The sequence below is a fragment of the Streptomyces sp. NBC_01446 genome (assembly GCF_026340095.1).
In the GTDB taxonomy this organism is placed as follows: domain Bacteria; phylum Actinomycetota; class Actinomycetes; order Streptomycetales; family Streptomycetaceae; genus Streptomyces; species Streptomyces aureus.
Genome location: NZ_JAPEPO010000002.1, coordinates 798,127 through 820,866 on the forward strand (window position 1 = coordinate 798,127; position 22,740 = coordinate 820,866).

Sequence of the window (22,740 nt, forward strand, 5' to 3'; positions counted from 1 at the left end):
CCACCAACTCCCCACCACCGATGGTCAGTTGGCGTTCCGCGAGTCCTTCTCGTGGTCGTCGGCATGCGGCCGGGCGCCCTGCTGCCCGCCGTCGCCGACCGTCTCGGGGCCGAGCGGCACGCCGTTCGTCCGCAGCATGTGCCGCACGTCCAGGATCAGCGGGAACACTTCGTGGTTCCGGTCCTCGCCCTGTTCGTCCCAGGCGCGCTGCTCGGCCTCGACCGCCATGAGGTCCTGGGCGAACACCCGTTCAGTGAAGCGGCGGATGAGTGGCCAGGCGAGCTGGAGCACCCCCGGGACCGGCGGCTTCGCGATCATCAGCAGGCCGTAGGCGTGATTGATGCGCTGCTCGGCATCCTCCGGCACGTAGGCCGCCCAGAGGGAGAAGGACGGGAGTTCGGCGCCGTCGGGGACGGCTCGCAAGGTCTGGTACGGGTACTGGGTGCGGATGGTGATCTCGTCGGGTGTCTGCTGTCCACCGAGCCCTTCGGCCGACAGCAGTCCGGCGCCGCGGTCCTTCTTGCCCCCGGCGGGGACGAAGAGGTAGCGGGCCTCGACGAACTGCGGGCCGGTCTCGTACCCCAGCAGCTTGGGCTGAATTCTGCCCAGCACCCTGCGGTGCAGGAACTGGTGGTTCATGTCCAGCAGGTTCTCGTGCATGAACGAGTAGTGGCAGTTCACGGTGCGGGAGAAGGTCATGGTCCGGTGCGTGGCCGCGCCGAACTCGGGCAGTACCGGAAACGGCGCCGACTCGGCCTTCTCGGGGTCGCCCGGGAAGACGAACACCAGGCCGAACGCCTCGCGGACCGGATACGAGCGCACGCCGCGAGGCGGCCGCTCGCATCCCTTGGGCAGGTACGGGAACTGCGAGATGCGGCCGTTTCCGCGGTAGGCCCAGGCGTGGTAGCAGCAGCGCAGTGCGTCCCCCTCCACGACGCCGAGACTCAGCGGCACCTGTCGGTGCGCGCACCGGTCCTCCAGCGCGTAGACGCTTCCGCTCCGACCCCGGTAGAGCACGATCCGTTCCCCTGCGAAGACGGCGGCGAAGGTACGTTCCTTGCGCACAGCACGTGACATGGCCACGGGATACCAGTAATCCGGGTCGATCCCGATGCGCCGCAGGTCGGCGACGGCCTCGCCACGTTCGCTCACCGGACGTGACGGGAAACCCGCCGGTCCGTCGGCGCTGTACCCGTCCGTTCCGGGAAGGGCCTCGGTCATGTACTGCTCCCTTGCGCTGGAGCCGGGAGGACACGGCAGGGGGAGCACCAGGCTCCCGGAAAGGTGTACACACGTCGCCGGCCGGCCTGTCCCGGGCCGTGCCTCTGGGTTCGGGTGGCTGCCGATCAGCGGGCATGCCGCCGGCGGCATCGGTTCGGTCCGACCCGGTGGAGGCCGAGGGCGCTCCGCCTGCCGCGGCAGAACTCCACTTCCACGGTGGTAGCAGGCGGCGCAAACGGCAACCGCAGTGCCGTGCGACCGCACGAATCGCCTGTCCATCCAGCGCGACCGGCGGGCCCGGACGCGCCGGGGTGCCACCACCGGCGGGGCAGTCGCAACCATGAGCCCGGACACGGCTTCCGCGTTACTCCATTTGCCTGTCCGGCGCTCCCCTGGGCGCGGTACTGAGCACCGGGGTTCCCCGTCAGCGGGTGGACATCATGCGATCGTGCAGCGTCAGAGCGACGCGACCAAAAGGGACGTATGAACGAGACAGTTTCCATTCCCACCAGAACGCCCGAGATCGGGGATCACGCCTTCACCCGGGGCACCACAACGGCGACCGACCGGGCAGAGCTGCACTCGCTCCTCCGAACAGCCCTCGCCCTCGAACACGCCACCATTCCCCCCTATCTCACGGCGATGTACTCCCTCAAGGACGGAAAGAACCAAGAGGTCGGAGGCATCATCCGCAGCGTCGTCATGCAGGAGATGCTGCACCTGGCGCTCATCGGAAACATCATGAACGCGGTCGGTGCCACCCCCAGGTTCGACGACCCGGGCCTGGTTCCCGCCTACCCGGGGCCACTGCCCGGCGGGGTGATGCCCGACCTGGAGGTCTCGCTCGGCGCCTGCTCGATCGAACGGGTACGCCAGGTCTTCATGGGCGTCGAACTGCCCGAGGCCCCCCTCGCCCCGGCCGGCCAGAGAGAACTCCAGTCCATTTCTGGCTACAACCCTCAGCTGGACGCGGAAGGGAACATCCAGAACCTCACCGAAGAGGCCCTCGACGCCCCTAGAAGGTTCTTTGCCCTGGCCGACTACGACGACAGCACCATCGGCGGGTTCTACCAGCACATCGCCCAGGTGCTGACCGACCTCGACGAGCGTGAGAAGAATCTGTTCAGCGGCGATCCACGCAGGCAGGTCAGCTGGCCGCACGCTCCCGGACGGCTGTACCGGGTGACCAATCTGCAGACAGCGCTCTGGGCCATCCTGGAGATCATCGACCAGGGCGAGGGCCACGCCCAGGACCCGACCGTAGGCCCGCTACCGGGAAGGGCGTCATGACCAGCACCGAGAAGGACGGGGCCGTCGGCGGGCCCGACCGACGCACCGCTCTGCAACTGGCGGCCACTGCCGCCGTGTCGGGGGTGCTCGCCACCGGCGCAGGGGTGCCGTCCTCCGCGTCGGCCGTTGCCGAACCATCGGCGGCCGAGGGGCCACCGCCGGCCGTCCAGGCCGGGGCAGGCACGGATGAGCTGGCGCACTACTACCGGTTCTGGGAGATCGTGCAAGGGCGCCGGCTGGTCAAGACGCACGGCTACTGGTCGTTCGACGGGCCGGAAATCCCGTTCGATCCGCGCGAGGTGTACCGCCTGGTCGAGAATCCCGACACCCAGCAGCTGGAGGAGGGCTCGGCAGCGCGCGAAGCGTCCGAACAGTGCGACCGCGCGTACACCGAGATGCTCAGGACGCTCAACCGCGTGTTCGACGGCCACCCCCAAGAACTCCGCCGGGCCCAGCAGCAGATGGAAGTCCTCGGCAAGCAGGCGCGTGCGCTGATGCGGATTCCGAGCGCCCCCGGCGCCAAGACGGTTCTGGCCCCGGCATTCCAACTGGCCGAGGACGACTGAGCGGGATGTGCCGCGGTGACGACGCCTGCGCTCGCGGTGCCTCGTCCGGTGACCAGCCCTAGGTTGGTGACATGGCAGTGATGACCGTTAAACGTCCGGGATCGCAGGCTCGGACTCGCGTCGTGGACGTCTTGTTGGCGGCCTTGGTCTTTCTGCTGTCGATGTTGGCGGTCTCGATCGTTCATGAGGAGCACCGGATCTCCATCCGATGGCAGGCCGTGGTGCTCCTCGGGACCAGTTGCTTCGCACTGGTGTGGCGGCGCCGCCACCCCTTCGGCGTACTCGCCGTGGCCATCAGCTGCTCAGCCATCCTTCAGGCGCTCGGGTTCCGGGAAGGCCCGCTGGGGACCAGCTCGGTCATCCTGTCCATCTACACCGTCGCCGCGTGCACCGACCGGCGTACCACCTGGACGACAGCGGGCGCGACGGCCGCCGTGCTGGTAGGAGCGGCCCTGGCGACCGACCCACGGACATGGCTTTCCCCGGACAACGCGGCGACGCTAGCATGGACGGCTCTGCCGGCGGCGGTCGGGGACGGCGTGCGATCCCGCAGAGCCTATGTGGTGGCCGTGGAAGAACGGGCGGAGCACGCGGAACGCACCCGCGAGCAGGAAGCCCGTCAGCGGGTGGCGGCCGAACGGATGCGCATCGCACGTGAGTTGCACGACGTCGTGACCCACCACATCGCCCTGATCAACGCCCAGGCGGGCGTCGCCGTCCATCTTGTGGAGCAGCGGCCCGAACACGTACTCACCGCGCTGGAGGGCATCCGCGACGTGAGCCAGTCCGCGCTGGACGAGCTGCGGGTGACCGTGAGCCTGCTGCGGCAGCCGGACGAGACAGCCGCACCGCGCGATCCGACGCCGGGCATGAGTCACGTACCTGACCTTCTGGCGTCCTTCGAACGTGCTGGGCTTGCTGTCAAGCAGACGCTGAGCGGCGACCCCAAGCCGCTGGCACCGGCAGCCGACCTGGCGGCGTACCGCATCATCCAGGAGGCCCTGACCAATGTGCGCAAGCACTCGGGCGTGGACGAGGCACGACTGGATCTGTCCTACCTCCCGAACTGGCTGACGATCACCGTGGAGGACGACGGCCCGTCGCAGCCCGCCCCCTCCGATCCGGGAAGCGGCCACGGGCTGATCGGGATGCGCGAACGGGCCGGCACAGTCGGAGGCAGGGTAAAAGCGGGACCGCGCGCGGAAGGCGGTTTCACGGTGACTGCCGAGCTGCCTCTGCTGTCCGCTACCGCAGAGGACTCGGCAGCGGCGGATGCCGATGAGCCGGCTGTGAAGGGCACCACCGAGGAAGGACGAGCGTGACGATCCGTGTTCTTCTCGCCGATGACCAGGCTCTGCTACGGGGCACCTTCAAGATGCTGTTTGATTCCGCGGACGACATGGAGACCGTGGGTGAGGCCGCCAATGGCAGGGAGGCCGTGGACCTCTCCGAGTCGCTGCATCCCGACGTCGTCCTGATGGACATCCGGATGCCCGAGATGGACGGCCTCGACGCGACGCGCCTGATCAGCGAGTCCGAGGACCTCGCCGGGGTGAAAGTCCTGATCCTCACCACCTTCGAGGACGACGAGCACGTCGCCGAGGCGCTGCGGGCGGGGGCGAGCGGCTTTCTCGGCAAGGGTGTACGGCCTGAGGTCCTGCTCGAGGCCGTCCGCACGGTGGCCGCCGGTGAGGCGCTGCTCTCCCCCGTGGCGACTCGCGCGCTGATCTCCCGCTTTCTGGCGCAGCCCGAGCTGTACCCGGCCGTCGTACAGGAGCGCCTGGAGTACCTGACACCGCGGGAGCGCGATGTGATGTGCCTGGTGGCGCTGGGTCTATCGAACGAAGAAATTGCCGAACGTTTGTTCGTAAGCCCGCTGACCGCCAAGACGCACGTCAACCGGGCCATGACCAAGCTGGCGGCGCGCGACCGGGCCCAGCTCGTGGTCATGGCCTACCAGTGCGGCCTGGTCAGCCCGGTGGTGGAACCAGCCGGCCCACAGGCCTGAGGACCCCATGGGGCAGGCAGGCGGGACGCCGTCGGCCGTAGACACCGGGGTCGGATACCACGGACGCAGTAGACGCGATTCGCTTCAGGGGGACGACGCGCAACCACCCCCGCGTCGGCCACATTGAATGCATGAACGGAAGCAGGTCCTTGAGCCCCAGTGCCCGGTGGCACGACCGGCCCTCCGCGCCTGCCCGCCTCATGGTGCCGTAGCTGCGTTTCTGCGCTGGTGCGGTGGCAAGGAGAGGAGTCGACATGTTCAGCACCCTGGAGTGCAACACCATCCGTGAACGACTGGCCGACTACACGCTCGGCGCACTCGCCGAGGACGAGGCGCGTGCCGTCACCACCCACCTGGCGACCTGTTCCACCTGCCGGGACGAGCACTACTGCCTGGCGGCGGTGTCGGCTCACCTGATCCCTCTGCGGAAGGCGCTGGCCGACGAGCCCCGCCGCCGCGAGCTCGGCCGGCGCCGCCCGGCCCGGACGCGGCACCTCACGCTCGCGCACTGGGCGAACTGCAAGGTGCTGGCGGCCATGGGCTGAACAGCGGTCGACCGACGACGTCACCCTTCCCCCCGGTAGACGCTCTCCTCTCGCAGACGTCGCCGCGTCCCCCATCCAGGGGACGCGGCGACGTCAACAGGTCAGCCACACAAGGGCGTTGATCCCCCGACGCCAGGCACAACCATCCGGATCCGACTTCTCCCGCGGAGAGGCACAACCATCCGGATGTGTCGCGAGTCACATGATGCAAGAGCAACAAACTCGCAAAGATCACAAGGGGGAAATATGCGATTCAGCCGACCTGTCCTGACCGGTGCCGCCCTGGCAGCCCTCGCGATCGGGGGCACGACCGCGCTGGCGGGACCCGCCTCCGCCGCACCCAACACCACACCGCAGAAGGTGTGCGGGAGCAGCTACAAGACCGTCAACTCTGCGCCCGTCGGCTCACTGGGCACGGTCTACCTCACGTACAACTCCTCGAACGGCAAGAACTGCGTCGCGACCATCCGCAACAACCCCGGCACCCGGCTCGACATGTCCGCCTGGATCTACGTCTCCGACACCGACCAGGGTGACCAGGACTACGGGCAGTACACCTCGTACGCGGGACCGACCTACGTCTACGGCAAGGCCCACTGCGTCGACTGGGGCGGCAACATCAACAACGTGTACGTCCAGGTGACCGGATCCAACTGTGCCGCGCTCCGGGAGCACCGGGTCACCACGACCCGCTGATCCGCTCGACACCGCACAGCTGACCGGCGAAGCACCGACCGGCCGACGGGGAGCACCACACCCACCGTTGGCCGGTCTCTGCCCGAAGTACCCATGAGCGCAACCCTGCTGGAGCGGCCCGTACCCGTTTCGCGGGTCTACGTCGCTCGGAACCGTCCCTGATCCACCTCGGCGACCAGCCCTCCGCTCATCAGTACGTCCAGGTGCTGCACCGCCGTCCTCCGCTCCACCGGCCTCACCTGCGGCCCTTCGACATGGGGCCGGTAGACGAGCCTGTGCTCGACGATCTCCTCGACGCTCCGCGGCTCACCGAGGAACGCAAGCAGCGCCGCCTCGCGCCTGGCCACCACACCGGCGAAGTCATCCAGCCGGCGCCGGAATTCCTCGGCGCCCTCGATCACACCCTTCTGGTGCGAGGTGCCGTACCAGCGCGCGTCGATCTCCCGGCACCGGCGCATCGACGCCTCGAAGTCCACGAGACTGCTGCTGGCGTCCCCGTAGTACGGACCGAACGACGTCAGGTCGATGTCCCCCACGAACAGGAAGCCGTCCGGCTCGATCAGAAAACCGCTGTGGCCCGCGGTGTGCCCGGGCAGGTGCACGACGGTCACGGTGCGGCCGCCGAGGTCGAAGACGGCGCCGTCCTCGAACCCCGCCGCGTCCGGTCGACCCCGCACATGGAACTCGTCCCGCATCATCTTGTCGACGGCGTCGACCTCGTCGGGCGGCAGGCCGATCCCGGCAACGAGAGCCTCGCGGGACCGCAGTGCGCCGAGGTCACCTTCGTGGGTGTGCACCGGCACCTCGTAGCTTCCGAGACCGGCGATGTGGTCCTCGTGCGCATGGCTCACGAGGACCAGGTCCGCGGGCGGCGCGCCCTCGAGGAGCGACAACGACGGGTCGACGACCAGCGATTCTGCCGTGCCCCGCACAAGCAGCGTGTTGCCGTACGGGTAGGCACCCCGTTGGGCGCCTACGAGCACGCTGACGTCGCCGTATTCTGCCGCCGTGTATCCCGTGGTCCGCATTTTCCAGACTCTCTCACCTTCCGATCCGATCTTCGGTCGAACGCCCGCATCGCGTGCAGCACCGAAGCGTTGAAGACGCGGGAGCGAACCGCGGCCGGGCCCGCCGTACGGTGCCGAGGTCGTCGTGGGCATCGTCACCGGCGAGCCGGTCGGCGAGGAGTGCGTCGAGACAGGGCGCCAGGGCAGGGCCGGACGCGCCGGGATCAGAGGCTTACGTCGCCGCACAGCTGAACCCGCAGCCCCAGCTCCTCGAACAGCGCCGCCTTCGCGCGCAGGGCCTTGTCGGCGGTGGCGGCGTCGGGGGCGTAGGCCACGTTGAGGCGGTTCGCCTCGTGGCGGGCCATGAACTGGTCACGCGTCACGCCGTGCAGGACCGCCCGAAGTCGTCGGCGATGCGCAGCGCGGCGACGTACATCCGGAACTGGCTGAGCAGCTGTGCGTCGGTCAGCTCGGTGGCCTCGTCGGTGCCGGTGTGGACGGTCATGCCGGCCGCGTCGAGCCAGTCGCGTACGGCCTGCGCCTCCCCGTCGGTGACCTTGTTCATCTCGACGACGAGGGCGCTCTGCGACAGGCGCTCCTTGGAGATGCCGAGGGCGTTGAGGAGTTCGTCGTCGATGATGGCGTAGTACATCCCCATGCAGCCCTCGTCGAAGACACCGATGACGGCTTTCTCCGACCGGAGTTGGCGGGCCAGGGCGACGCCCAGTTCGGTCTCCGCGTCGGCGGGCAGTGCGGGCAGATCCCGTACATGTGTGGTGTCGTGTGTGAGGGTTCCGGTCTCCAACCAGGTCCGCAGTCCGTCGCGGGCCCACTCGTCGGTGAAGTCCTCGCTCCACAGCGCCGCGTAGGGCACGCCGCCCGCCTTGGTGAGGCTACTGGTGAGGCTCAACAGGCCTACCAGGCACGGGAATTCGCCGCTCCAGTCGGCGACGACGAGTATCGGGCCCTGGTGGCTGCGCAGCCCAGCGCACACGTGGTGGCTGTACTGCCAGACCCCTTCGACGACGATCAGCGGGGCGTCCGGCGGCAGTTGCTTGAAGACCTCTATGGCGGCGCGCTGACTGTCGATGAAGCCGTGCCCCTTCTTCTCGTCGACGGCGTGAGCTCGGCGCACCGCCCGGCCGAGGTCCGTGAGCGCGGCGGCCAGGTCTGCCTCCAGTTTCTGTTGCGAGGGCCATCCGGCATGTAGGAGGGAGCCCCTGCCCAGCGGAGGTACTCCCGGGTGTTCAGCGGGACTGGATGTCGGACAGTGCGTGGACGACGTGGGAAGACGCCGGATAGAGCTCGCGGTACAGGGCGTACAGCTCGTCGTATCGGGACGTCACCTCCGGACGCGGGGCGACCACTTCCTGGACCGGGTTCCAGATGTCGATGCGGGCGTCGCTCACCAGTTGGGCGGCGAGGAGTGCCCCTCCGTACGAGGCCCCGATGGACGTCGTGCGTACCTCTTGGGCCCGGCCGGTGACGTCCGAGACGATCTGGGTCCACAGGCGTCCCTGGGTGCCGCCGCCGACGGCGACGACGCGGCGGATGTCACCGCCGGCCGCTTCGATGGCCTCGATGTTGTGCCGCACTCCGTACGCCGTGCCTTCGAGGGCCGCTCGGTACAGGTCTCCCCGGGTGTGGGAGAGCGTGAGGCCGGCGATGACGCCGCGCGCCCGTGGGTCGGTGATCGGAGTGCGTTCCCCGGCGAAGTAGGGAAGCATCAGCAGGCCGCCCGCGCCGGGGCCCGACTCCTCGGCCAGGTGAAGCAGTTGCCGGTAGTCGTCGCTGCCGAACAGGTCGCGGAGCCAGCTGGTGACGGCGCCGGACGTTGCCATTCCGCCGGCGAGATTGCGGGTGTCGGGGAGGGCGCCGACGGTGCTCCACAGCGAGGGGTCACGCAGCATCCCCGGCACGGTGTGGACGAGGAACATCGTCGTGCCGTACATGAGCATGAGGTCGCCGATCCCGTGCGCGCCGACGCTCAGCGCCTCGGCCCAGGCGTCGATGGTCCCGGTGGTGACCGGAATGCCTGTCGGCAGACCTGTCACGTGTGCGGCCTCGGCGGTCACCGTGCCCGCCGCCTCGCCGGACCAGCGCAGTTCGGGAAGTTCGATGCCGGGGGCGATCCTGTCGGTCCACGGGGTGTACCAGTCGCGGGCCACGATGTCGTAGAGCGGGGTGCTCTGGCTGGCCGAGTGGTGGTCGAGGACGTAGGCGCCGGTCAGTTTGCGTACGAGCCAGGAGCTCGGCATGTAGAGCCGGCGGGCGCGGCGGAAGAGCTCCGGTTCCTGTTCGGCGATCCACGCCACCTTGGGGCCCGCGGCCTGGGTCGTGAGCCGCGAGCCGCAGCGGCGGGCGACCTCGTTGGCGCCCAGCTCCCTTTCGAGTCGCTCGATCTGGGGGACGGAGCGGGTGTCCACGCCGTACAGGATCGCGGGCCGTACAGGTGTGTCGTTCTCGTCGGTGAGCAGCACGCAGGGGCCCATGCCGCTGACTCCGACCGCGACCACGTCCGCTTCGTGTGCAGAGGTCAACTCACGGGTCAGGGAGGCGAGTTCGTCCCACCAGATGTCCGCGCGCATCTCGACATGTCCGGGAGCCGGGCGGTCGACGGCGTGTTCACGGACGGCCGTGTGCAGCACGGTGCCGTCGAGGCCGACCAGGACGCCCTTGCTGCTGGACGTTCCGATATCCACACCGATGACTGCTGACTGAGGCATGCGAGCACCGTACTTCTCGGTTCGTTCCGGATCGTTGCGCTGGGTCATTTCAGGCCGGAGGTCTTGATGGACTCGACCATCTGGCGCTGGAAGACGAGGAAGAGGGCGAGCATGGGTATCACCGCGACCACGGCGGCGGCCAGGACGTAGCTCCAGTTCGCGCCGCGCTGGGTGCTGAAGGACGCGATGCCCAACTGCATGACCGTCAGGTCCGCGCCGTTGGTGGCGACCAGTGGCCAGGCGAAGACGTTCCAGTTCGCGAGGAAGAAGAACACCGACAGCGCCGAGAGGACGGGCCGGGACAGCGGCAGGATGATGTTCCACTACACCCGCCAGTACCCGCAGCCGTCCACGATCGCCGCCTCCTCCAGCTCCTTCGGTATGCCGAGTTGAAGTGTTCTCCTCCCTTCGCAAGCTCAGGAAGGAGATTCCCGTCTACCTTGCGGTGGCGGGCTTGACGCGCTTGGCACGCCTGACGACTGCCCTCCCGGCAGCCGGGATGAGCGCGTGGCCCGTCCGGTACAGGTGCAAGATGTTGCGGGCCGCGTTGTGGTCAGCGTTGCCCGACCATCCGCAGTTGGGGTTCTTGCATACGAACGTGGCCTGGTCCTGTCGGCTGCCGGGCGTGATGAAGCCGCAGGCAGAGCAGCGTCGGGAGGTGTGCGGGGCGGGCACCTTGTGCAGGGTGCCGCCGTACCGGCCGGCCTTGTACGTCAGCATCGTGACCGTCCTGCCCCACGCCTCCTGGCTGATGGAGCGGTTGAGTCCGGCCTTCTGGGCGACGCCTGTCCCCGGCTCGGCGATGGTGCCCCGAGCGGACCTGACCATGTTCGTGATGGCGAGTGCTTCGACCACCATGCATGAACTTCCCCAGCAGGCCGACGACGACCAGGCTGAGCATGTGCGGCAGGAAGACGCCGCGCGGTAGGCGGCCATGGCGACGTCCCGTGGCCCGAGCTGGTCACCCCGTCGCTCACCTCGATCCAACTCCCGTCGTACGAGCTGGGGTTCGCGGCGGCGGGGCTCCTGCAGGAACGCATCGCCGGCACGGACAAGCCACTGCAGACAGTGGTCCTGCGTACGTCCCTCCAGGCCAGGGACTCGACGAGCGGACCGGTCCGGGGGTGACCTCGTCGACCCCGTGCCGGAACGACGGCAACGTCGCCCGGGAAGCCTGAGGCGTTCCGGACGACGTCGTGGAGCGACAGGTCAGGCTTCGGGCGCCGGTGAGAGATGCTCGTGGACGGCGAGCCAGCGGCCGGGTTCCTGGCGGGCGAACACGATCGTCTCGCGTTCGCGGAGCGTCTCCTCTTCAGCCGATGCGGGCAACGGCCCGTACGGGTGCGCCGTCGGCGGCGGGCAGTTTCAGCGGCAGCAGCGAGACCTCGACGGGCTCGCCCGCCGACTGTGCGTCGACCAGGGGGCCGAGCCCGGTCAGGTTCTCGGCGATCACGGCGTGCGCCCCGCACAGGATCCGGTGGGCGGGGAACTCGTCGGCGGGAGTGGGATCCACGCTCAGCGCGTCGATGCCGACCGTACGCACTCCCGCGGCGACCAGGAGTTCGGCCGCCTCCCGGGTCAGGTAGGGGTGGGTGAGGTAGTCGTCGGTGCCCCAGTGTGCCGACCAGCCGGTGGCGACGAGGACGATCGCCCCCGCCCGGATCCGGCCCTCGAAGAGGTCCGGCCCGAGCGGTGAACGCGGGTGCGCGCCGCGGGCGTCGACGACGACGGCCTCTCCCACGAAGCGGTCCAGCGGGAGCTGGTCGAGGGTGGGCAGCGAGTCGTCGATGTGGAACGGCGCGTCGACGTGTGTACCGGACTGGGACCCCATGTCCAGGTGCAGGACGTTCACGCCGTCCGCCGCGACGCTCAGGGCCGGGGTGAGGGTGACGCGCGGGTCGCCGGGGTAGACCGGCATGCCGGTCGCGAGTTCGACGGAGAGGTCCACGAGACGCATGGTCGTCACGCCTTTCCAGCGGCGACGGGCGCGGGGACGTCGTCGGTGATCGGCGGGACGGACGTGTTCGAGGCGCGGACCAGGCGCGGCCCCTGGGGCCCGTAGACCTCGCGTGGCTCGGGGAAGAGCCACAGCAGGGCCAGGTAGAGGAGGGCGGCGACGCCGAGGCCCACCAGGAGCGAGAGGTCCACGCCGCCGGCCAGGTCGCCGAGCGGGCCGACGAACTGGCCTGGCAGGTTCACGAACGTCAGGGCGAGGACCGCGGAGGTCATCCACGCGCCCATGCCGCGCCAGTTCCAGCCGTGAGTGAACCAGTAACGGCCGCCCTTCTGGCGCCGGTTGAACACCTGGAGCGAGTCGGGGTCGTACCAGCCGCGGCGGGTCAGCCAGCCCAGCATCATGATGACCATCCAGGGGGCGGTGCACGTGATGATCAGCGTCGCGAACGTCGAGATGGACTGCGACAGGTTGGCCGCGAAGCGGCCGAGGAAGATGAATCCGATCGACAGCACACCGACGAACAGCGTCGCCTGCACGCGGCTGAACCGCGTGAACACGCTGGAGAAGTCGAGACCGGTGCCGTAGAGCGAGGTGGTGCCGGTGGACATGCCGCCGATCAGCGCGAGCAGACACACGGGCAGGAAGTACCAGCCGGGCGCGATCGCGAGGAGCCCTCCGACGTAGTTCGACGCGCTCGGGTCCATGTACTTGGCCGCCTTCTCCGCGATGATCGAGGCGGTGGCGAGGCCGAAGAAGAAGGGCAGGATGGTCGCGATCTGCGACGCGAACGCGGCCGTGACGACCCGGCGGCTCGAGGCCTGTGCCGGGATGTAGCGGGCCCAGTCGCCGAGGAAGGCGCCGAACGACACCGGGTTGGACAGCACGATCAGGGCGGAGCCGATGAAGGCGGGCCAGAACCCGGCGGACGAGGCGGACGAGAACGCCCCCTGGTAGCCCGGGTCGAAGTCCCCGGCGAAGGCGAAGAAACCGAGGACGAACAGCGTCGACGCCGCCACCACCGCGATCTTGTTCACGAACAGCATGAACCGGAAGCCGTACACGCACACCGTCAGCACGAGCAGCGCGAACACCCCGTACGCCAGCGCGAACACCCCGTCGTTCTGCGGCACGCCCATCAGCCGGTGCGCGCCGCCGACCAGGGCGTCTCCGGAAGACCACACGGAGATCGAGAAGAACGCGACGGCGGTGAGCAGCGAGAGGAACGAGCCGACGATCCGGCCGTGCACACCCAGGTGGGCCGAGGACGACACGGCGTTGTTGGTGCCGTTGCGCGGGCCGAACACCGCGAGCGGCGCCAGGATCAGCGCACCGGCCACGAGGCCGAGGACGGTCGCCGCGAGGCCCTGCCAGAACGAGAGGCCGAACAGGATGGGGAAGGCGCCCAGCACGCAGGTGGCGAAGGTGTTGGCACCACCGAACGCGACCCGGAACAGGTCCAGGGGCTTGGCGGAGCGGTCCGAGTCAGGGATGCGTTCGACGCCGAACTGCTCCACCTCCGTCAGAGCCGGGGAATCACTCATTCGTCCTCCTTGGGAGCGAGCAGGTTGATCAGGTCGTCAGCGGACGCGGCGGGCGGTTTCTCACGCGACAGCGAAACATGCAGGTGGTCGGGTGAGTGTGCACGGCAAGGGAGTGCCACGGCAATCGGTGCAGGCACGAAGAGGTAGCCTCACTTTGTGGCTGAGCACAAAGAGCACCGCATCGACACGCTCTCCTACCGCCTCCGCCACTTCAGCGAGCTGACGGGCCGGGATCTGTCGGCCACAGCTTCCTTCGCGGAGGTGTGGCTCGCGATCCGGGCGGCCGGACAGCTGGGGCTTCTGGACTGATCCACCGCCCCCTCCGGACCGCCCCCTACGCTCCCCACCGACCCGCTGCCGTGCGCTCAGTCGCCCGTCGACCGGTCCGCCTGCGCTGCTTCGTGCGCGCCCTCGCCCCGACGGACCACGCCCCGTTCGGGGGGTACTACTAGGCACAACATCCCTGAGTGATGTCTCAGGCGTCCAAGGGCTGACCTTCCCGGCCACCCGCTGGTTATGCTGCCGCCGAAGCGTTCACGGAAGCGCTCAAACGAACAGCGGGTGTCGAGGGGGCCATCAGCATGCGTGAGCCGGTCGATCTCAGGCGGCAGCGGATTCTCGCCGTGGTGCAGTCGCGCGGGGCGACGCGGGTCAGCGATCTCGCCGCGGAACTCGCGGTGTCGGTGGTGACCCTGCGCCGCGATGTCGAGGAACTCGCCAGGGAGGGCAAGCTGCGCCGGGGGCACGGCGTCGCCCGCCCGGTGCTGTCCGAGACGGGACGTGCCGCCGCCCCCGCCGCCGAGCCGATGGCCGACGGCGGCCCGGTCGCCGTCGTCGTCCCCGAGCGCCACTCGTATCTGTACGAGGCGCTGCACGGCGCCCGGAGCGCCTTCGAGGAGGCGGGCATCCGCATCGCGCTGCACATCGCGCCGGCCGTCGCGGGAGCCGAACAGCCCATCGTGGAACAGGCGTTGGCGGACGGCGCGCGCGGACTGCTCATCGCCCCGCGCTGGCGCAGCAGGGCCACGGAGGAAGCCGACTACGCCTGGCTCGCGCGCCTGCCGGTGCCCGCGGTCGTGATGGAGCGCAGGCCCCGGCGCGGCAGCGCGCTGCACGCCGTGGACACGGTCTGTACCGACCACTGGTACGGCATCCACATCGCCGTCGAGCACCTCACCGGGCTCGGCCACCGGCGCATCGTGCTCGCGGCGAGGGACGACAGCCCTACCGCCCGTGCCCTGCGTGCGGCGTTCGTCGAGATCGCCGCGGACCATCCGGACGTGGACAAGTGGGCGGTGGCGCTCAGTTCGCCCGGAGCGGCTCCCGACCCGGCGGCGGAGACGACGGAGAAGCCCATCGACCTCCCGTCGCTACTGGCCGAGTTGGGTGCCACGGCAGCCGTACTGCACGGTGATGTGGACGCGCTCATGCTGGTGCAGTCGCTGCGCGACGGTGGGGTGCGGGTCCCGGAGGACTGTTCCGTGATCGCGTACGACGACGTGGTCGCGGGTCTCGGCAGCACCCCGCTCTCGGCCGTCTCGCCACCGAAGGCCGAGGTGGGCCGGGCGGCGGCGGAGTTGCTCCTGCGCCGACTCGGCGGGCAGTCACCTGCGACGGCCTCCGGGGCGGGGCCTGCGCGGCGCCTGGAACTGATGCCCACGTTGCAGGTGCGCGGTTCGACCCAGGCACCGCACGCCACGGAATCGCGGGTACCCGACGCCTCAGGGACCTCGGGCACAACTGCCACTCCACAATGAGCGTTTGACCGTTTAATTTTCTTCTGATCGATCTATTGACCAGGTCCGGTCAGCCGATCAGGATTCCCGTGACTCGAACACGCAGGAGCCGCGGGAGGCGCCCATGCCTGGTCGACAGAGCCGTCGATCGGTGCTCGCCGCGATCACCGCGCTGCCCCTGACGGGCGCCTTGAGCGCCTGCAGTGGGAACGACAGCGCGTCATCCGGGAGCAGCAGCAAGTCCGGTACCAAAGGCACGACCACCATCACGTTCTGGTCCGCGCTGCGCGGCAGCCAGGAGGTGGTGGACGCGTTCAACAAGACGCACGACACCATCCAGGTCGCTTTCGAACAGATACCGTCCGGTACCTCCGGCGGATATCTCAAGCTCAGCAACGCGGCTCGCGCGGGCAACGCGCCCGACGTCGCCACCATCGAGTACCCGCAGGTCCCGGGCTACGCGATCGACGGTGTGGCCCGCGACATCACAGACGTGATCAGCGACAAGCTCAAGGCCAAGCTGCTGCCGCAGGCGCTCGGCCTGACGACGTTCGAGGGGCGCACGTACAGCGTGCCCCTGGACGTCGAACCGATGGTGCTGCACTACCGCAAGGATCTTTTCGACAAGTACGGCTTCGAGGTGCCCACCACGTGGGACGAGTACACCGATCTGGCACGCGCCGTCCGCCGCACCGGCGGCAAGCGCAGGGTGACTTTCTTCTCCACGGACATGGGCCAGTTCTCGGGCTGGTGCTGGGGGGCCGGTGCGCACTGGTTCGACACCTCGAAGGGTGCCTGGAACGTGTCGCTCGCCGACGCGCCCACGCGACGCGTGTCCCAGTACTGGCAGCGCCTCATCGACGAGGACCTCGTCTACGTCAGTCCCCCCAACAGCCGCGAGGCCGACGCCCAGGTCGGCAACGGCCTCGTCCTGACCCGGCACAGCGGCGCCTGGGACGCGGGTGCCCAGATGAATGCGCGCCCCCAGCAGAAGGGACTGTGGCGGATCGCCCCGCAGCCCCAGTGGGACCCGGCGAAGCCGGCGCTCGGCACCCAGGGCGGCTCGACGTTCGCGATCACCAAGGACAGCAAGCACCCCGAGGCCGCCATGGAGTTCATCGAATGGCAGGTCTCCAGCCCCGACGCGATCAAGGCCCGCCTGTCCAGCGGTGCGAGCAGTCAGTACCCGGCCGTGACCGAGCTGATCAAGGAGGGGCGTGCCGCTTTCGACCGCTCGTACTACGGCGGGCAGGACATCTACACGCTGTTCGAGACCGAGGCCCAGAAGATCAGCGACGGCTGGGTGTGGGGACCCCGGATGACCGCGACCGGGCAGGTCATGTCGGACGCCTTCGCCCGGGCGGCGGCGGGCTCCGGAACGATCGAGTCCTCCATGCGCGCCGCGCAGGACGGCACGATGCCCGACCTCAAGGCGCTCGGCCTCAAGACCACCCAGCACTCCACGTGAACGCCCGCATCCCGAAAGGCAGGTGACCCCCATGACCGCGACAACCCAGGTCCCCGCCACGGCGGCGGCTCCCGCGCGGGAGACGGACAGCTCCCGGCACAAGGCGCAGCGTGCGGCCAGGCGCCGCCGGGGCGGCGCCGCGGGCGTCCTGATGGCCCCGTTCTTCGTGCTGCTCACGCTCGTCTTCCTGATCCCGGTCTGCACGGCCGTCTGGCTGAGCTTCTTCAGCGACGACCAGCCGGGCCTCGGCTTCGGCCCGGAGCGCACGGTCTTCGTCGGCCTGCGCTCGTACGCCGCCGTGCTCACGGACCCGTCGTTCCTGTCCGGCCTCAGCACGGTCGCGCTGTACTGCCTGATCTACATCCCGGTGATGACCGTCGGCTCGCTGGCGCTGGCCCTGCTGCTCGACTCGGGTCTCGTACGGCTGCGTTCCTGGGCCCAGTTGGGCCTGTTCCTGCCGCACGCGGTGCCCGGCATCATCGCCGCGCTGATCTGGCTGTACCTCTACACCCCCGGCATCAGCCCGATCATCGACGTGCTGGGCAAGGCCGACATCACCGTCAACTTCCTGGGCCTGCACACCGCGATTCCGTCGATCGTGAACATCGCGGTGTGGAGCAACCTCGGCTACAACATGGTCGTCTTCTACGCGGCCCTGCAAGCGGTCCCCCGGGAGGTCCTGGAGGCATCGGTGGTCGACGGGGCGGGTCCGGTGCGCACCGCGCTCCAGGTGAAGGCGCCGCTGGTGCGCTCCTCGATCGTCATGGTCGCGATGTTCACACTGATCTGGGCGCTGCAGCTGTTCACGGAACCAATGCTGCTGCGCGCGGGCTCGCAGGTCGTCGATGCCCGCTTCTCGCCGAGCATGTACATCTACGACGCGGCGTTCAGCCGCAACAACTACTCGCTCGCGGCCGCCGCGTCGGTGATCCTCCTCATCATCACGATCGCCGTCTCCTACGGCGTCACCCGCTGGACCAACCGCGTCAACTCGGCCGAGGAGAGCACCCGATGACAACTGCCGAGCTGAGCAGGTCCACCCTGCTGCGTCCCCGTCTGCTGGGCAGGACGACCGTCAACGTGGTCGTCGCGATCTCCGTCCTCTACACCATGCTGCCGGCGCTGTGGCTGGTGCTCGCCGCCGGCAAGTCCCGCGACGCGCTGTTCAGCAGCAACATCCTTTCCTTCAAGGACTTCTCGTTCGTCCAGAACGTCAAGGACCTGTTCGCGATGGACGGCGGCCTCTACAGCCGCTGGTACGGCAACAGCCTGCTGTACGCGGTGCTCGGCGCCGCGCTGGGCGCGATGATCAGCGTCGCCTGCGGCTACGCCTTCGACAAGTACCACTTCCGGCACAAGGAGAAGCTGTTCGGGCTCGTCCTGGCCGCGGTGATGGTGCCGCAGACGGTGCTCGCGCTGCCGCTGTACCTGATCGCCTCGGCGACGGGCGTCGTGAACACGTTCTGGTCGGTGTTCATCCCGGTCCTGTTCAACCCGTTCGGCGTGTACCTGGGCCGGATCTTCGCCCAGGGCTACGTGCCCAACGAGGTCCTGGAGGCGGCCCGCGTCGACGGCGCCGGGGAGCTGACGACATACGTCCGCGTCTCGCTGCGGATGCTCGGCCCCGGCCTGATCACGGTCTTCCTGTTCCAGCTCACCGCGATCTGGAACAACTTCTTCCTGCCGATGGTGATGCTCTCCAATCAGAAGCTCTATCCCGTCAGCCTGGGCCTGTTCCAGTGGAACAGCCAGGCGACCGTCTCGCCCGAGTACTATCCGGTGGTGATCATGGGTTCGCTCCTGGCGGTCCTTCCTCTCGTCCTCGCCTTCATCTTCCTCCAGCGGTTCTGGCGGTCCGGCCTCACGGCGGGGGCGGTCAAGTGAGCCAGCCCCGCGTGGCGTTGGCCATGTCACCCCAGGCCGCGGCGGCCGTCTTCACGCCGCGGTCCGTGGCCGCGCTCGCGGAGGTGTGCGACCTGGCGCCGCTGCCCGTCCTGGACGACCTGACGACCGTACGGGCCAGGAAGATCCTCGCCGACACCGAGGTTCTGGTCACCGGCTGGGGCTGTCCGCGGCTCGACGCGGACGTCCTGGCAGCGGCTCCGCACCTCAAGGCCGTGGTGCACGCGGCCGGTTCGGTGCGAGGGCATGTCTCCGATGCCTGCTGGGAGCGGGGCCTAGAGGTGTCGTCGGCGGCCGCGGCCAACGCGCTGCCGGTCGCGGAGTACACCCTCGCGATGATCCTGCTGCACGGAAAGAACGTCCTGGAACGGGCCCGCGACTTCCGGCGGACCCGAGAGCGCGACAACTGGCTGCTGACCACGCAGGAGGTGGGCAACTACCGTCGCACGGTGGGCCTGCTGTCCGCGTCGCTGATCGGCCGCCGGGTGATCGAGCTGCTGCGGCCCTTCGACTTCGAGGTGCTGCTGCACGACCCGTACATCACCGAGGCGGAGGCCGCCGAGCTGGGCGTCGAGTGGGTGGAGCTGTCCGAACTCTTCGCGCGCAGTGACCTGTTGAGCGTACACACGCCGCTGCTGCCGGCCACGCGCGGCCTCGTGAGCCGGGAGCTGCTCGGTTCCATGCGACCGGGGGCCACCCTCATCAACACCTCGCGCGGCGCCGTCGTCGACCAGGACGCGCTCACCGACGTGGTGCGCGCGGGCCTCATCGGCGCGGTCCTCGACGTGACGGACCCCGAGGTCCTGCCCGCGACCCACCCGTTGTGGGACTGCCCGAACGCACTCATCACCCCCCACCTCGCGGGTTCCCAGGGCAACGAGTGGGAACGCCTCGCCGACACTGCCGTCGGCGAGGTGGCCCGGTGGGCCGCGGGCGACGGCTTCGCCCATCCCGTACGACGCGAAAGGCTGGCGTTCCTCGCATGACCAACCCGTTCAAACTGCCCGAAGAGAACCGTGAGTCGAGCCCGATCACCGGGTACACGCGCGCGCACTGGGAGGCCGTCGCCGACGGGCTGCTCGGTGCCGCGTGGCGCTGGGCGACACCCGGGGGCGCCCTGCTCGACCTGCCGGGCCGCCCCTCCGGGTCCGGGGTCCGCTCGGACGGCCTCGAAGGCTTCGCCCGTACGTTCCTGGCGGCGGGCTTCCGGGTCGCGGGCGCCGGCGGAAAGGACCCGCACGGCTGGCTGGAGCGGTACGCGCAGGGCCTGACGGCGGGCACGCGGACGCCCGGCCGGGACGACGCCGAGTCGTGGCCGCTGATCCTCGACCACCATGTGCAGGGCCAGCCGATGGTCGAGTCGGCGTCCGTGGCGCTCGGTCTGTCGCTGACCCGGCCGTGGCTGTGGGACCAGCTCGACAGCGACGTGCAGGACCGGGCGGAGACCTGGCTGCGCGGGGCGATCGACCACACGCCCGCGCCCAACAACTGGTATCTGTTCCCGTTCACCGTGGCGTCGTTCCTGGAGTCGGTCGGCCGCGGCGACGAGGCCACAACGCGTGCCATGCAACGGGCACTGGGGCTCATGGAGACGTGGTACCGGGGCGACGGCTGGTACGCGGACGGCGACGGGCAGGCCTTCGACCACTACAACGGGTGGGCGCTGCACCTGTACCCGCTGCTGCACGCGCACCTGTCCGGCGACACCGCACTGTCGGCCCGCTTCGGACCGCGGCTGCGCGAGCACCTGGAGGGGTTCTCCCTGCTCTTCGGCGCCGACGGGGCGCCGATCCACTTCGGGCGTTCGCTGACGTACCGGTTCGCGGCGTCGGCGGCGGTCGGCATCGGCGCCGTCACCGGCCACACCCCGCTGACGCCCGGCACGTCCCGCCGCCTCATCAGCGGGAACCTGCGCTACTTCCTCGACCGGGGCGGAGTGACGGACGACGGGCTGCTGAGCCTGGGCTGGCACGGCCCGCACGACGCGACGCTGCAGACCTACTCGGGGCCGGCGTCCCCGTACTGGGCGTCGAAGGGGTTCGTGTCGCTGCTCGCGCCGGAGGACGACCCGCTGTGGACGGCGACCGAGGAGCCCGCGCCGAGCGAGGGCCCGGACCGGGTGCTCGCGCTGCCCGCGCCGGGGCTGCTCGTCCAGTCGACCCAGGCCGACGGGATCGTACGGCTCCACAACCACGGCAGCGACCATGTCCGCCCGCAGGAAGCGGAGTCGGCCGCTCAGGAGGACCCGCTCTACGGCCGTCAGGCGTACTCGACGCACACAGGCCCGACGTCCCGGACGAACGTCGCCGACAACCATCTGTCGGTCGTGATCGCCGGCGTCGCGAGCGTGCGGCGCCGCCTCCTCCCGCTGGGCGCGGGGCAGGGCGACGGGTGGGGCTGGGCCGCGTCCTCGCACCTGCCGGTGTTCGCGTCGGGCGCGCCGATGGTGCCGGGACTGCGCGTGGAGAGCGTGACGGTGGCCCGGGGCCGGTACGAGTTGCGCGTGCACCGGGTCGTTGGTGCACCGCACGGAGCGGGGGTCAGGCTCACCGGATGGGCCTCGGACGCCTTGAGCTCGCATCTGCACGGCCTGTACGGATGGGGCGAGCGGGACGAGGTGCGGGCACCGCAGGGCACGGCTTACGAGCAGTGGGTGCGGGTGCCGCGGCTCTCGGGCACGGCCGAGGGAACGGCGGTGTTCGTGGCGCTGGCGTCGTTGAGCGCCGACGAGCCCAGTGCTCCGCTCGCCGACGCGGTGTCCGAAGTAATCGTCCACGAGAGGGAGTTGCGGGTGCGGTGGGCCGACGGTCCGCAGACCCTCGTGGCCTTTGAGCCGGTGCGCGTCACCCATGGGTGACGCGCGTTCCTGAACCGGCGGTTCGTGCACCGTCTCCCATCCTGGCCCGGCCGCCTGCGGTCCGCACGTGCGGACCGCAGGCGGCCCCTTCAGGGGGTGGCCGGCCGCTGCCGCTCACTGCTCGTGGACTCCCGTACCTCCAGCCAGTAGGGGGCCATGTGCACCTCGAAAGGCGGGGCCTCGTCCGCGCGGATACGGGTCGCCAGACACTTCACGGCCAGGGAGGCGATCGCGGCCTTGTCGGGAACCACCGACGTGAGGGAGGGCGTGCTGTAGCGGGCTTCCTCGGATCCGTCGACGCCCGCCAAGGCGATGTGCCCGGGGATGTGCAAGCCCGCTTCGAACGCGGCCCGTCGGGCTCCGATCGCCAGCAGGTCGCTGAAGCAGAAGACCGCGTCGGGCCGCACATCCGCCGGCAGGCCGATCAGGGTGCGCATCGCCAGGAGTCCGTTGCCACGGTCGAACTCTGTCACTTGCGGCGAAAGTCTCGGGTCGTATGTCAACCCGGCTTCATGCAGGGCGAGTTGGAATCCTTCCAGGCGCTGGCGGCTGGTCGCGGACGCCGATCGGTCGACGCCGATGGCGGCGATCCTGGTACGGCCGAGGCCGGCCAGGTGAGCGGTGGCCTCGCGAGCGGCGGCGACGTTGTCGATCAGGACGTGGTCGGCGACGACGCGATCGCGTTCGTAGCTGCGCTCACCGAGCAGCACGAGCGGGAACTCGTGGACGACAGGCGCGAGTTCGTCGGGCGAGACGTGCAGGGGTGACAGGATCACGCCGTCCAGCAACGACGCGCCGACACCGGTCGCAAGGCGCAGCTCCTCCTTGGCGTCCCCCAGCGTCTCCTCGATCAGGACGGTGAATCCCAGCGCCGCGGCCTCTGTCCTCACGTGGTGTGCGAGCTCCGCGAAGTAGGGCGTCGCGAGGTCCGGGACGGCCAGCGCGATGAGACCGCTGCGCCCGGTCCTCAGTCTTCGCGCCGACGGATTGGGCCGGTAGCCGAGTTCCGCCACCGCGCGCATCACCCGTGTGCGCGTCGTCTCTGACACCTTCGGAGCGCCTCGTACAACGTTGGACACGGTCTTGATCGACACCCCCGCGCGCTGCGCCACGTCCTTGAGTGTCACTGCCGTCACCGATCAGCCCCCCGTACTCGAAGTCCCTCCAGATTATGCACCTGTGAGCACGAAGCATCAGCGATCCGACCGCCTGGAACTCTT

At 69.4% G+C, this 22,740-nt stretch carries 23 protein-coding genes and 2 pseudogenes; 15 read left to right on the plus strand and 10 right to left on the minus strand.

What is annotated here, in order from left to right:
• Window positions 1-24 precede the first annotated feature (24 nt).
• Window positions 25-1,221 (minus strand): aromatic ring-hydroxylating dioxygenase subunit alpha, encoded by a 1,197-nt coding sequence (locus OG456_RS41280; RefSeq protein ID WP_266570207.1) that lies wholly within the window; start codon window positions 1,219-1,221, stop codon window positions 25-27.
• Window positions 1,222-1,704: 483 nt separating this feature from the next.
• Between OG456_RS41280 and OG456_RS41285 the strand changes: the two genes are divergently transcribed.
• The 6 genes from OG456_RS41285 to OG456_RS41310 all read left to right on the plus strand — a co-directional run bounded on the left by OG456_RS41285 (window position 1,705) and on the right by OG456_RS41310 (window position 6,326).
• Window positions 1,705-2,511: a ferritin-like protein gene (locus tag OG456_RS41285; protein WP_266570208.1), complete on the plus strand. Its 807-nt coding sequence runs from the start codon at window positions 1,705-1,707 to the stop codon at window positions 2,509-2,511.
• Window positions 2,508-3,077, plus strand: coding sequence for a hypothetical protein (locus OG456_RS41290; protein ID WP_266570209.1), 570 nt, complete (start codon window positions 2,508-2,510; stop codon window positions 3,075-3,077). The genes OG456_RS41285 and OG456_RS41290 overlap by 4 nt, the downstream gene beginning before the upstream one ends.
• A 71-nt stretch (window positions 3,078-3,148) precedes the next feature.
• Window positions 3,149-4,399: a sensor histidine kinase gene (locus OG456_RS41295; RefSeq protein WP_266570210.1), complete on the plus strand. Its 1,251-nt coding sequence runs from the start codon at window positions 3,149-3,151 to the stop codon at window positions 4,397-4,399.
• The gene (locus tag OG456_RS41300; protein ID WP_266570211.1) at window positions 4,396-5,085 is read left to right on the plus strand and encodes a response regulator transcription factor; all 690 of its coding nucleotides are present in this window, start codon (window positions 4,396-4,398) and stop codon (window positions 5,083-5,085) included. The genes OG456_RS41295 and OG456_RS41300 overlap by 4 nt, the downstream gene beginning before the upstream one ends.
• A gap of 254 nt (window positions 5,086-5,339) precedes the next feature.
• Window positions 5,340-5,630 (plus strand): zf-HC2 domain-containing protein, encoded by a 291-nt coding sequence (locus tag OG456_RS41305; protein WP_266570212.1) that lies wholly within the window; start codon window positions 5,340-5,342, stop codon window positions 5,628-5,630.
• Between the two features lie 246 nt (window positions 5,631-5,876).
• Window positions 5,877-6,326: a spore-associated protein gene (locus OG456_RS41310; RefSeq protein ID WP_266570214.1), complete on the plus strand. Its 450-nt coding sequence runs from the start codon at window positions 5,877-5,879 to the stop codon at window positions 6,324-6,326.
• Window positions 6,327-6,463: 137 nt separating this feature from the next.
• On the opposite strand, the gene OG456_RS41315 is transcribed toward OG456_RS41310, so the two are convergent.
• From OG456_RS41315 to OG456_RS41335, 5 genes are all read right to left on the minus strand, one after another.
• Window positions 6,464-7,354 carry an MBL fold metallo-hydrolase gene (locus OG456_RS41315; protein WP_266570215.1) on the minus strand — a complete coding sequence of 297 codons (891 nt, stop codon included), beginning with the start codon at window positions 7,352-7,354 and terminating at the stop codon, window positions 6,464-6,466.
• Between the two features lie 203 nt (window positions 7,355-7,557).
• The gene (locus OG456_RS41320; protein WP_266570216.1) at window positions 7,558-7,716 is read right to left on the minus strand and encodes a hypothetical protein; all 159 of its coding nucleotides are present in this window, start codon (window positions 7,714-7,716) and stop codon (window positions 7,558-7,560) included.
• A complete protein-coding gene (locus OG456_RS41325) occupies window positions 7,713-8,468 on the minus strand; it encodes a hypothetical protein (protein WP_266570217.1) in 756 nt (251 codons plus the stop codon). Before OG456_RS41325 ends, OG456_RS41320 begins: the two co-directional genes overlap by 4 nt.
• A 112-nt stretch (window positions 8,469-8,580) precedes the next feature.
• Window positions 8,581-10,059 (minus strand): FGGY-family carbohydrate kinase, encoded by a 1,479-nt coding sequence (locus tag OG456_RS41330; RefSeq protein WP_266570218.1) that lies wholly within the window; start codon window positions 10,057-10,059, stop codon window positions 8,581-8,583.
• Window positions 10,060-10,103: 44 nt separating this feature from the next.
• On the minus strand, window positions 10,104-10,259 hold the full coding sequence (locus OG456_RS41335) for a hypothetical protein (protein WP_266570219.1): 156 nt from the start codon (window positions 10,257-10,259) through the stop codon (window positions 10,104-10,106).
• Here OG456_RS41335 and OG456_RS41340 point away from each other — a divergent pair.
• A complete protein-coding gene (locus tag OG456_RS41340; RefSeq protein ID WP_266570220.1) occupies window positions 10,258-10,452 on the plus strand; it encodes a hypothetical protein in 195 nt (64 codons plus the stop codon). The two genes, OG456_RS41335 and OG456_RS41340, sit on opposite strands and share 2 nt — an antisense overlap.
• 42 nt (window positions 10,453-10,494) lie before the next feature.
• On the opposite strand, the pseudogene OG456_RS41345 reads toward OG456_RS41340, so the two are convergent.
• Window positions 10,495-10,932: pseudogene (locus OG456_RS41345) on the minus strand (RNA-guided endonuclease InsQ/TnpB family protein); the annotation flags it as partial.
• Window positions 10,933-11,001: 69 nt separating this feature from the next.
• On the opposite strand from OG456_RS41345, the pseudogene OG456_RS41350 reads away from it, so the two are divergent.
• A pseudogene (locus OG456_RS41350) lies at window positions 11,002-11,187 on the plus strand (substrate-binding domain-containing protein); the annotation flags it as partial.
• Between the two features lie 184 nt (window positions 11,188-11,371).
• Here OG456_RS41350 and OG456_RS41355 read toward each other — a convergent pair.
• Window positions 11,372-12,016, minus strand: coding sequence for a cyclase family protein (locus OG456_RS41355; RefSeq protein ID WP_266570221.1), 645 nt, complete (start codon window positions 12,014-12,016; stop codon window positions 11,372-11,374).
• A gap of 5 nt (window positions 12,017-12,021) precedes the next feature.
• Window positions 12,022-13,557 (minus strand): cytosine permease, encoded by a 1,536-nt coding sequence (locus OG456_RS41360; RefSeq protein WP_266570222.1) that lies wholly within the window; start codon window positions 13,555-13,557, stop codon window positions 12,022-12,024.
• Window positions 13,558-13,713: 156 nt separating this feature from the next.
• Between OG456_RS41360 and OG456_RS41365 the strand changes: the two genes are divergently transcribed.
• The 7 genes from OG456_RS41365 to OG456_RS41395 all read left to right on the plus strand — a co-directional run bounded on the left by OG456_RS41365 (window position 13,714) and on the right by OG456_RS41395 (window position 21,520).
• Window positions 13,714-13,866, plus strand: a complete 153-nt coding sequence (locus tag OG456_RS41365; RefSeq protein WP_266570223.1) for a helix-turn-helix domain-containing protein — start codon at window positions 13,714-13,716, stop codon at window positions 13,864-13,866.
• A 272-nt stretch (window positions 13,867-14,138) separates the two neighbouring features.
• Window positions 14,139-15,314, plus strand: coding sequence for a substrate-binding domain-containing protein (locus tag OG456_RS41370; RefSeq protein WP_266570224.1), 1,176 nt, complete (start codon window positions 14,139-14,141; stop codon window positions 15,312-15,314).
• 103 nt (window positions 15,315-15,417) lie between these two features.
• On the plus strand, window positions 15,418-16,761 hold the full coding sequence (locus tag OG456_RS41375; protein WP_266570225.1) for an ABC transporter substrate-binding protein: 1,344 nt from the start codon (window positions 15,418-15,420) through the stop codon (window positions 16,759-16,761).
• A 31-nt stretch (window positions 16,762-16,792) separates the two neighbouring features.
• A complete protein-coding gene (locus OG456_RS41380) occupies window positions 16,793-17,776 on the plus strand; it encodes a carbohydrate ABC transporter permease (protein ID WP_266570226.1) in 984 nt (327 codons plus the stop codon).
• Window positions 17,773-18,645 carry a carbohydrate ABC transporter permease gene (locus OG456_RS41385; protein WP_266570227.1) on the plus strand — a complete coding sequence of 291 codons (873 nt, stop codon included), beginning with the start codon at window positions 17,773-17,775 and terminating at the stop codon, window positions 18,643-18,645. The genes OG456_RS41380 and OG456_RS41385 overlap by 4 nt, the downstream gene beginning before the upstream one ends.
• Before the next feature lie 23 nt (window positions 18,646-18,668).
• Entirely contained in the window at window positions 18,669-19,649 is a 981-nt protein-coding gene (locus OG456_RS41390) for a hydroxyacid dehydrogenase (protein WP_266570760.1), read from the plus strand.
• The gene (locus tag OG456_RS41395) at window positions 19,646-21,520 is read left to right on the plus strand and encodes a DUF2264 domain-containing protein (protein ID WP_266570228.1); all 1,875 of its coding nucleotides are present in this window, start codon (window positions 19,646-19,648) and stop codon (window positions 21,518-21,520) included. Before OG456_RS41390 ends, OG456_RS41395 begins: the two co-directional genes overlap by 4 nt.
• Before the next feature lie 89 nt (window positions 21,521-21,609).
• Here OG456_RS41395 and OG456_RS41400 read toward each other — a convergent pair whose 3' ends face one another.
• Complete coding sequence (locus OG456_RS41400) at window positions 21,610-22,656, minus strand: LacI family DNA-binding transcriptional regulator (protein ID WP_266570229.1); 1,047 nt, start codon at window positions 22,654-22,656, stop codon at window positions 21,610-21,612.
• Window positions 22,657-22,740: the final 84 nt, after the last annotated feature.

Excerpts from the sequence above, each read along its gene's own strand:
- OG456_RS41280 (WP_266570207.1), bottom strand. The coding sequence starts at position 1,221 with ATGACCGAGGCCCTTCCCGGAACGGACGGGTACAGCGCCGACGGACCG.
- OG456_RS41285 (WP_266570208.1), top strand. The coding sequence starts at position 1,705 with ATGAACGAGACAGTTTCCATTCCCACCAGAACGCCCGAGATCGGGGAT.
- OG456_RS41290 (WP_266570209.1), top strand. The coding sequence starts at position 2,508 with ATGACCAGCACCGAGAAGGACGGGGCCGTCGGCGGGCCCGACCGACGC.
- OG456_RS41295 (WP_266570210.1), top strand. The coding sequence starts at position 3,149 with ATGGCAGTGATGACCGTTAAACGTCCGGGATCGCAGGCTCGGACTCGC.
- OG456_RS41305 (WP_266570212.1), top strand. The coding sequence starts at position 5,340 with ATGTTCAGCACCCTGGAGTGCAACACCATCCGTGAACGACTGGCCGAC.
- OG456_RS41310 (WP_266570214.1), top strand. The coding sequence starts at position 5,877 with ATGCGATTCAGCCGACCTGTCCTGACCGGTGCCGCCCTGGCAGCCCTC.
- OG456_RS41315 (WP_266570215.1), bottom strand. The coding sequence starts at position 7,354 with ATGCGGACCACGGGATACACGGCGGCAGAATACGGCGACGTCAGCGTG.
- OG456_RS41330 (WP_266570218.1), bottom strand. The coding sequence starts at position 10,059 with ATGCCTCAGTCAGCAGTCATCGGTGTGGATATCGGAACGTCCAGCAGC.
- OG456_RS41340 (WP_266570220.1), top strand. The coding sequence starts at position 10,258 with ATGACCGTCAGGTCCGCGCCGTTGGTGGCGACCAGTGGCCAGGCGAAG.
- OG456_RS41335 (WP_266570219.1), bottom strand. The coding sequence starts at position 10,259 with ATGCAGTTGGGCATCGCGTCCTTCAGCACCCAGCGCGGCGCGAACTGG.
- OG456_RS41355 (WP_266570221.1), bottom strand. The coding sequence starts at position 12,016 with ATGCGTCTCGTGGACCTCTCCGTCGAACTCGCGACCGGCATGCCGGTC.
- OG456_RS41360 (WP_266570222.1), bottom strand. The coding sequence starts at position 13,557 with ATGAGTGATTCCCCGGCTCTGACGGAGGTGGAGCAGTTCGGCGTCGAA.
- OG456_RS41370 (WP_266570224.1), top strand. The coding sequence starts at position 14,139 with ATGCGTGAGCCGGTCGATCTCAGGCGGCAGCGGATTCTCGCCGTGGTG.
- OG456_RS41375 (WP_266570225.1), top strand. The coding sequence starts at position 15,418 with ATGCCTGGTCGACAGAGCCGTCGATCGGTGCTCGCCGCGATCACCGCG.
- OG456_RS41380 (WP_266570226.1), top strand. The coding sequence starts at position 16,793 with ATGACCGCGACAACCCAGGTCCCCGCCACGGCGGCGGCTCCCGCGCGG.
- OG456_RS41385 (WP_266570227.1), top strand. The coding sequence starts at position 17,773 with ATGACAACTGCCGAGCTGAGCAGGTCCACCCTGCTGCGTCCCCGTCTG.
- OG456_RS41390 (WP_266570760.1), top strand. The coding sequence starts at position 18,669 with ATGTCACCCCAGGCCGCGGCGGCCGTCTTCACGCCGCGGTCCGTGGCC.
- OG456_RS41395 (WP_266570228.1), top strand. The coding sequence starts at position 19,646 with ATGACCAACCCGTTCAAACTGCCCGAAGAGAACCGTGAGTCGAGCCCG.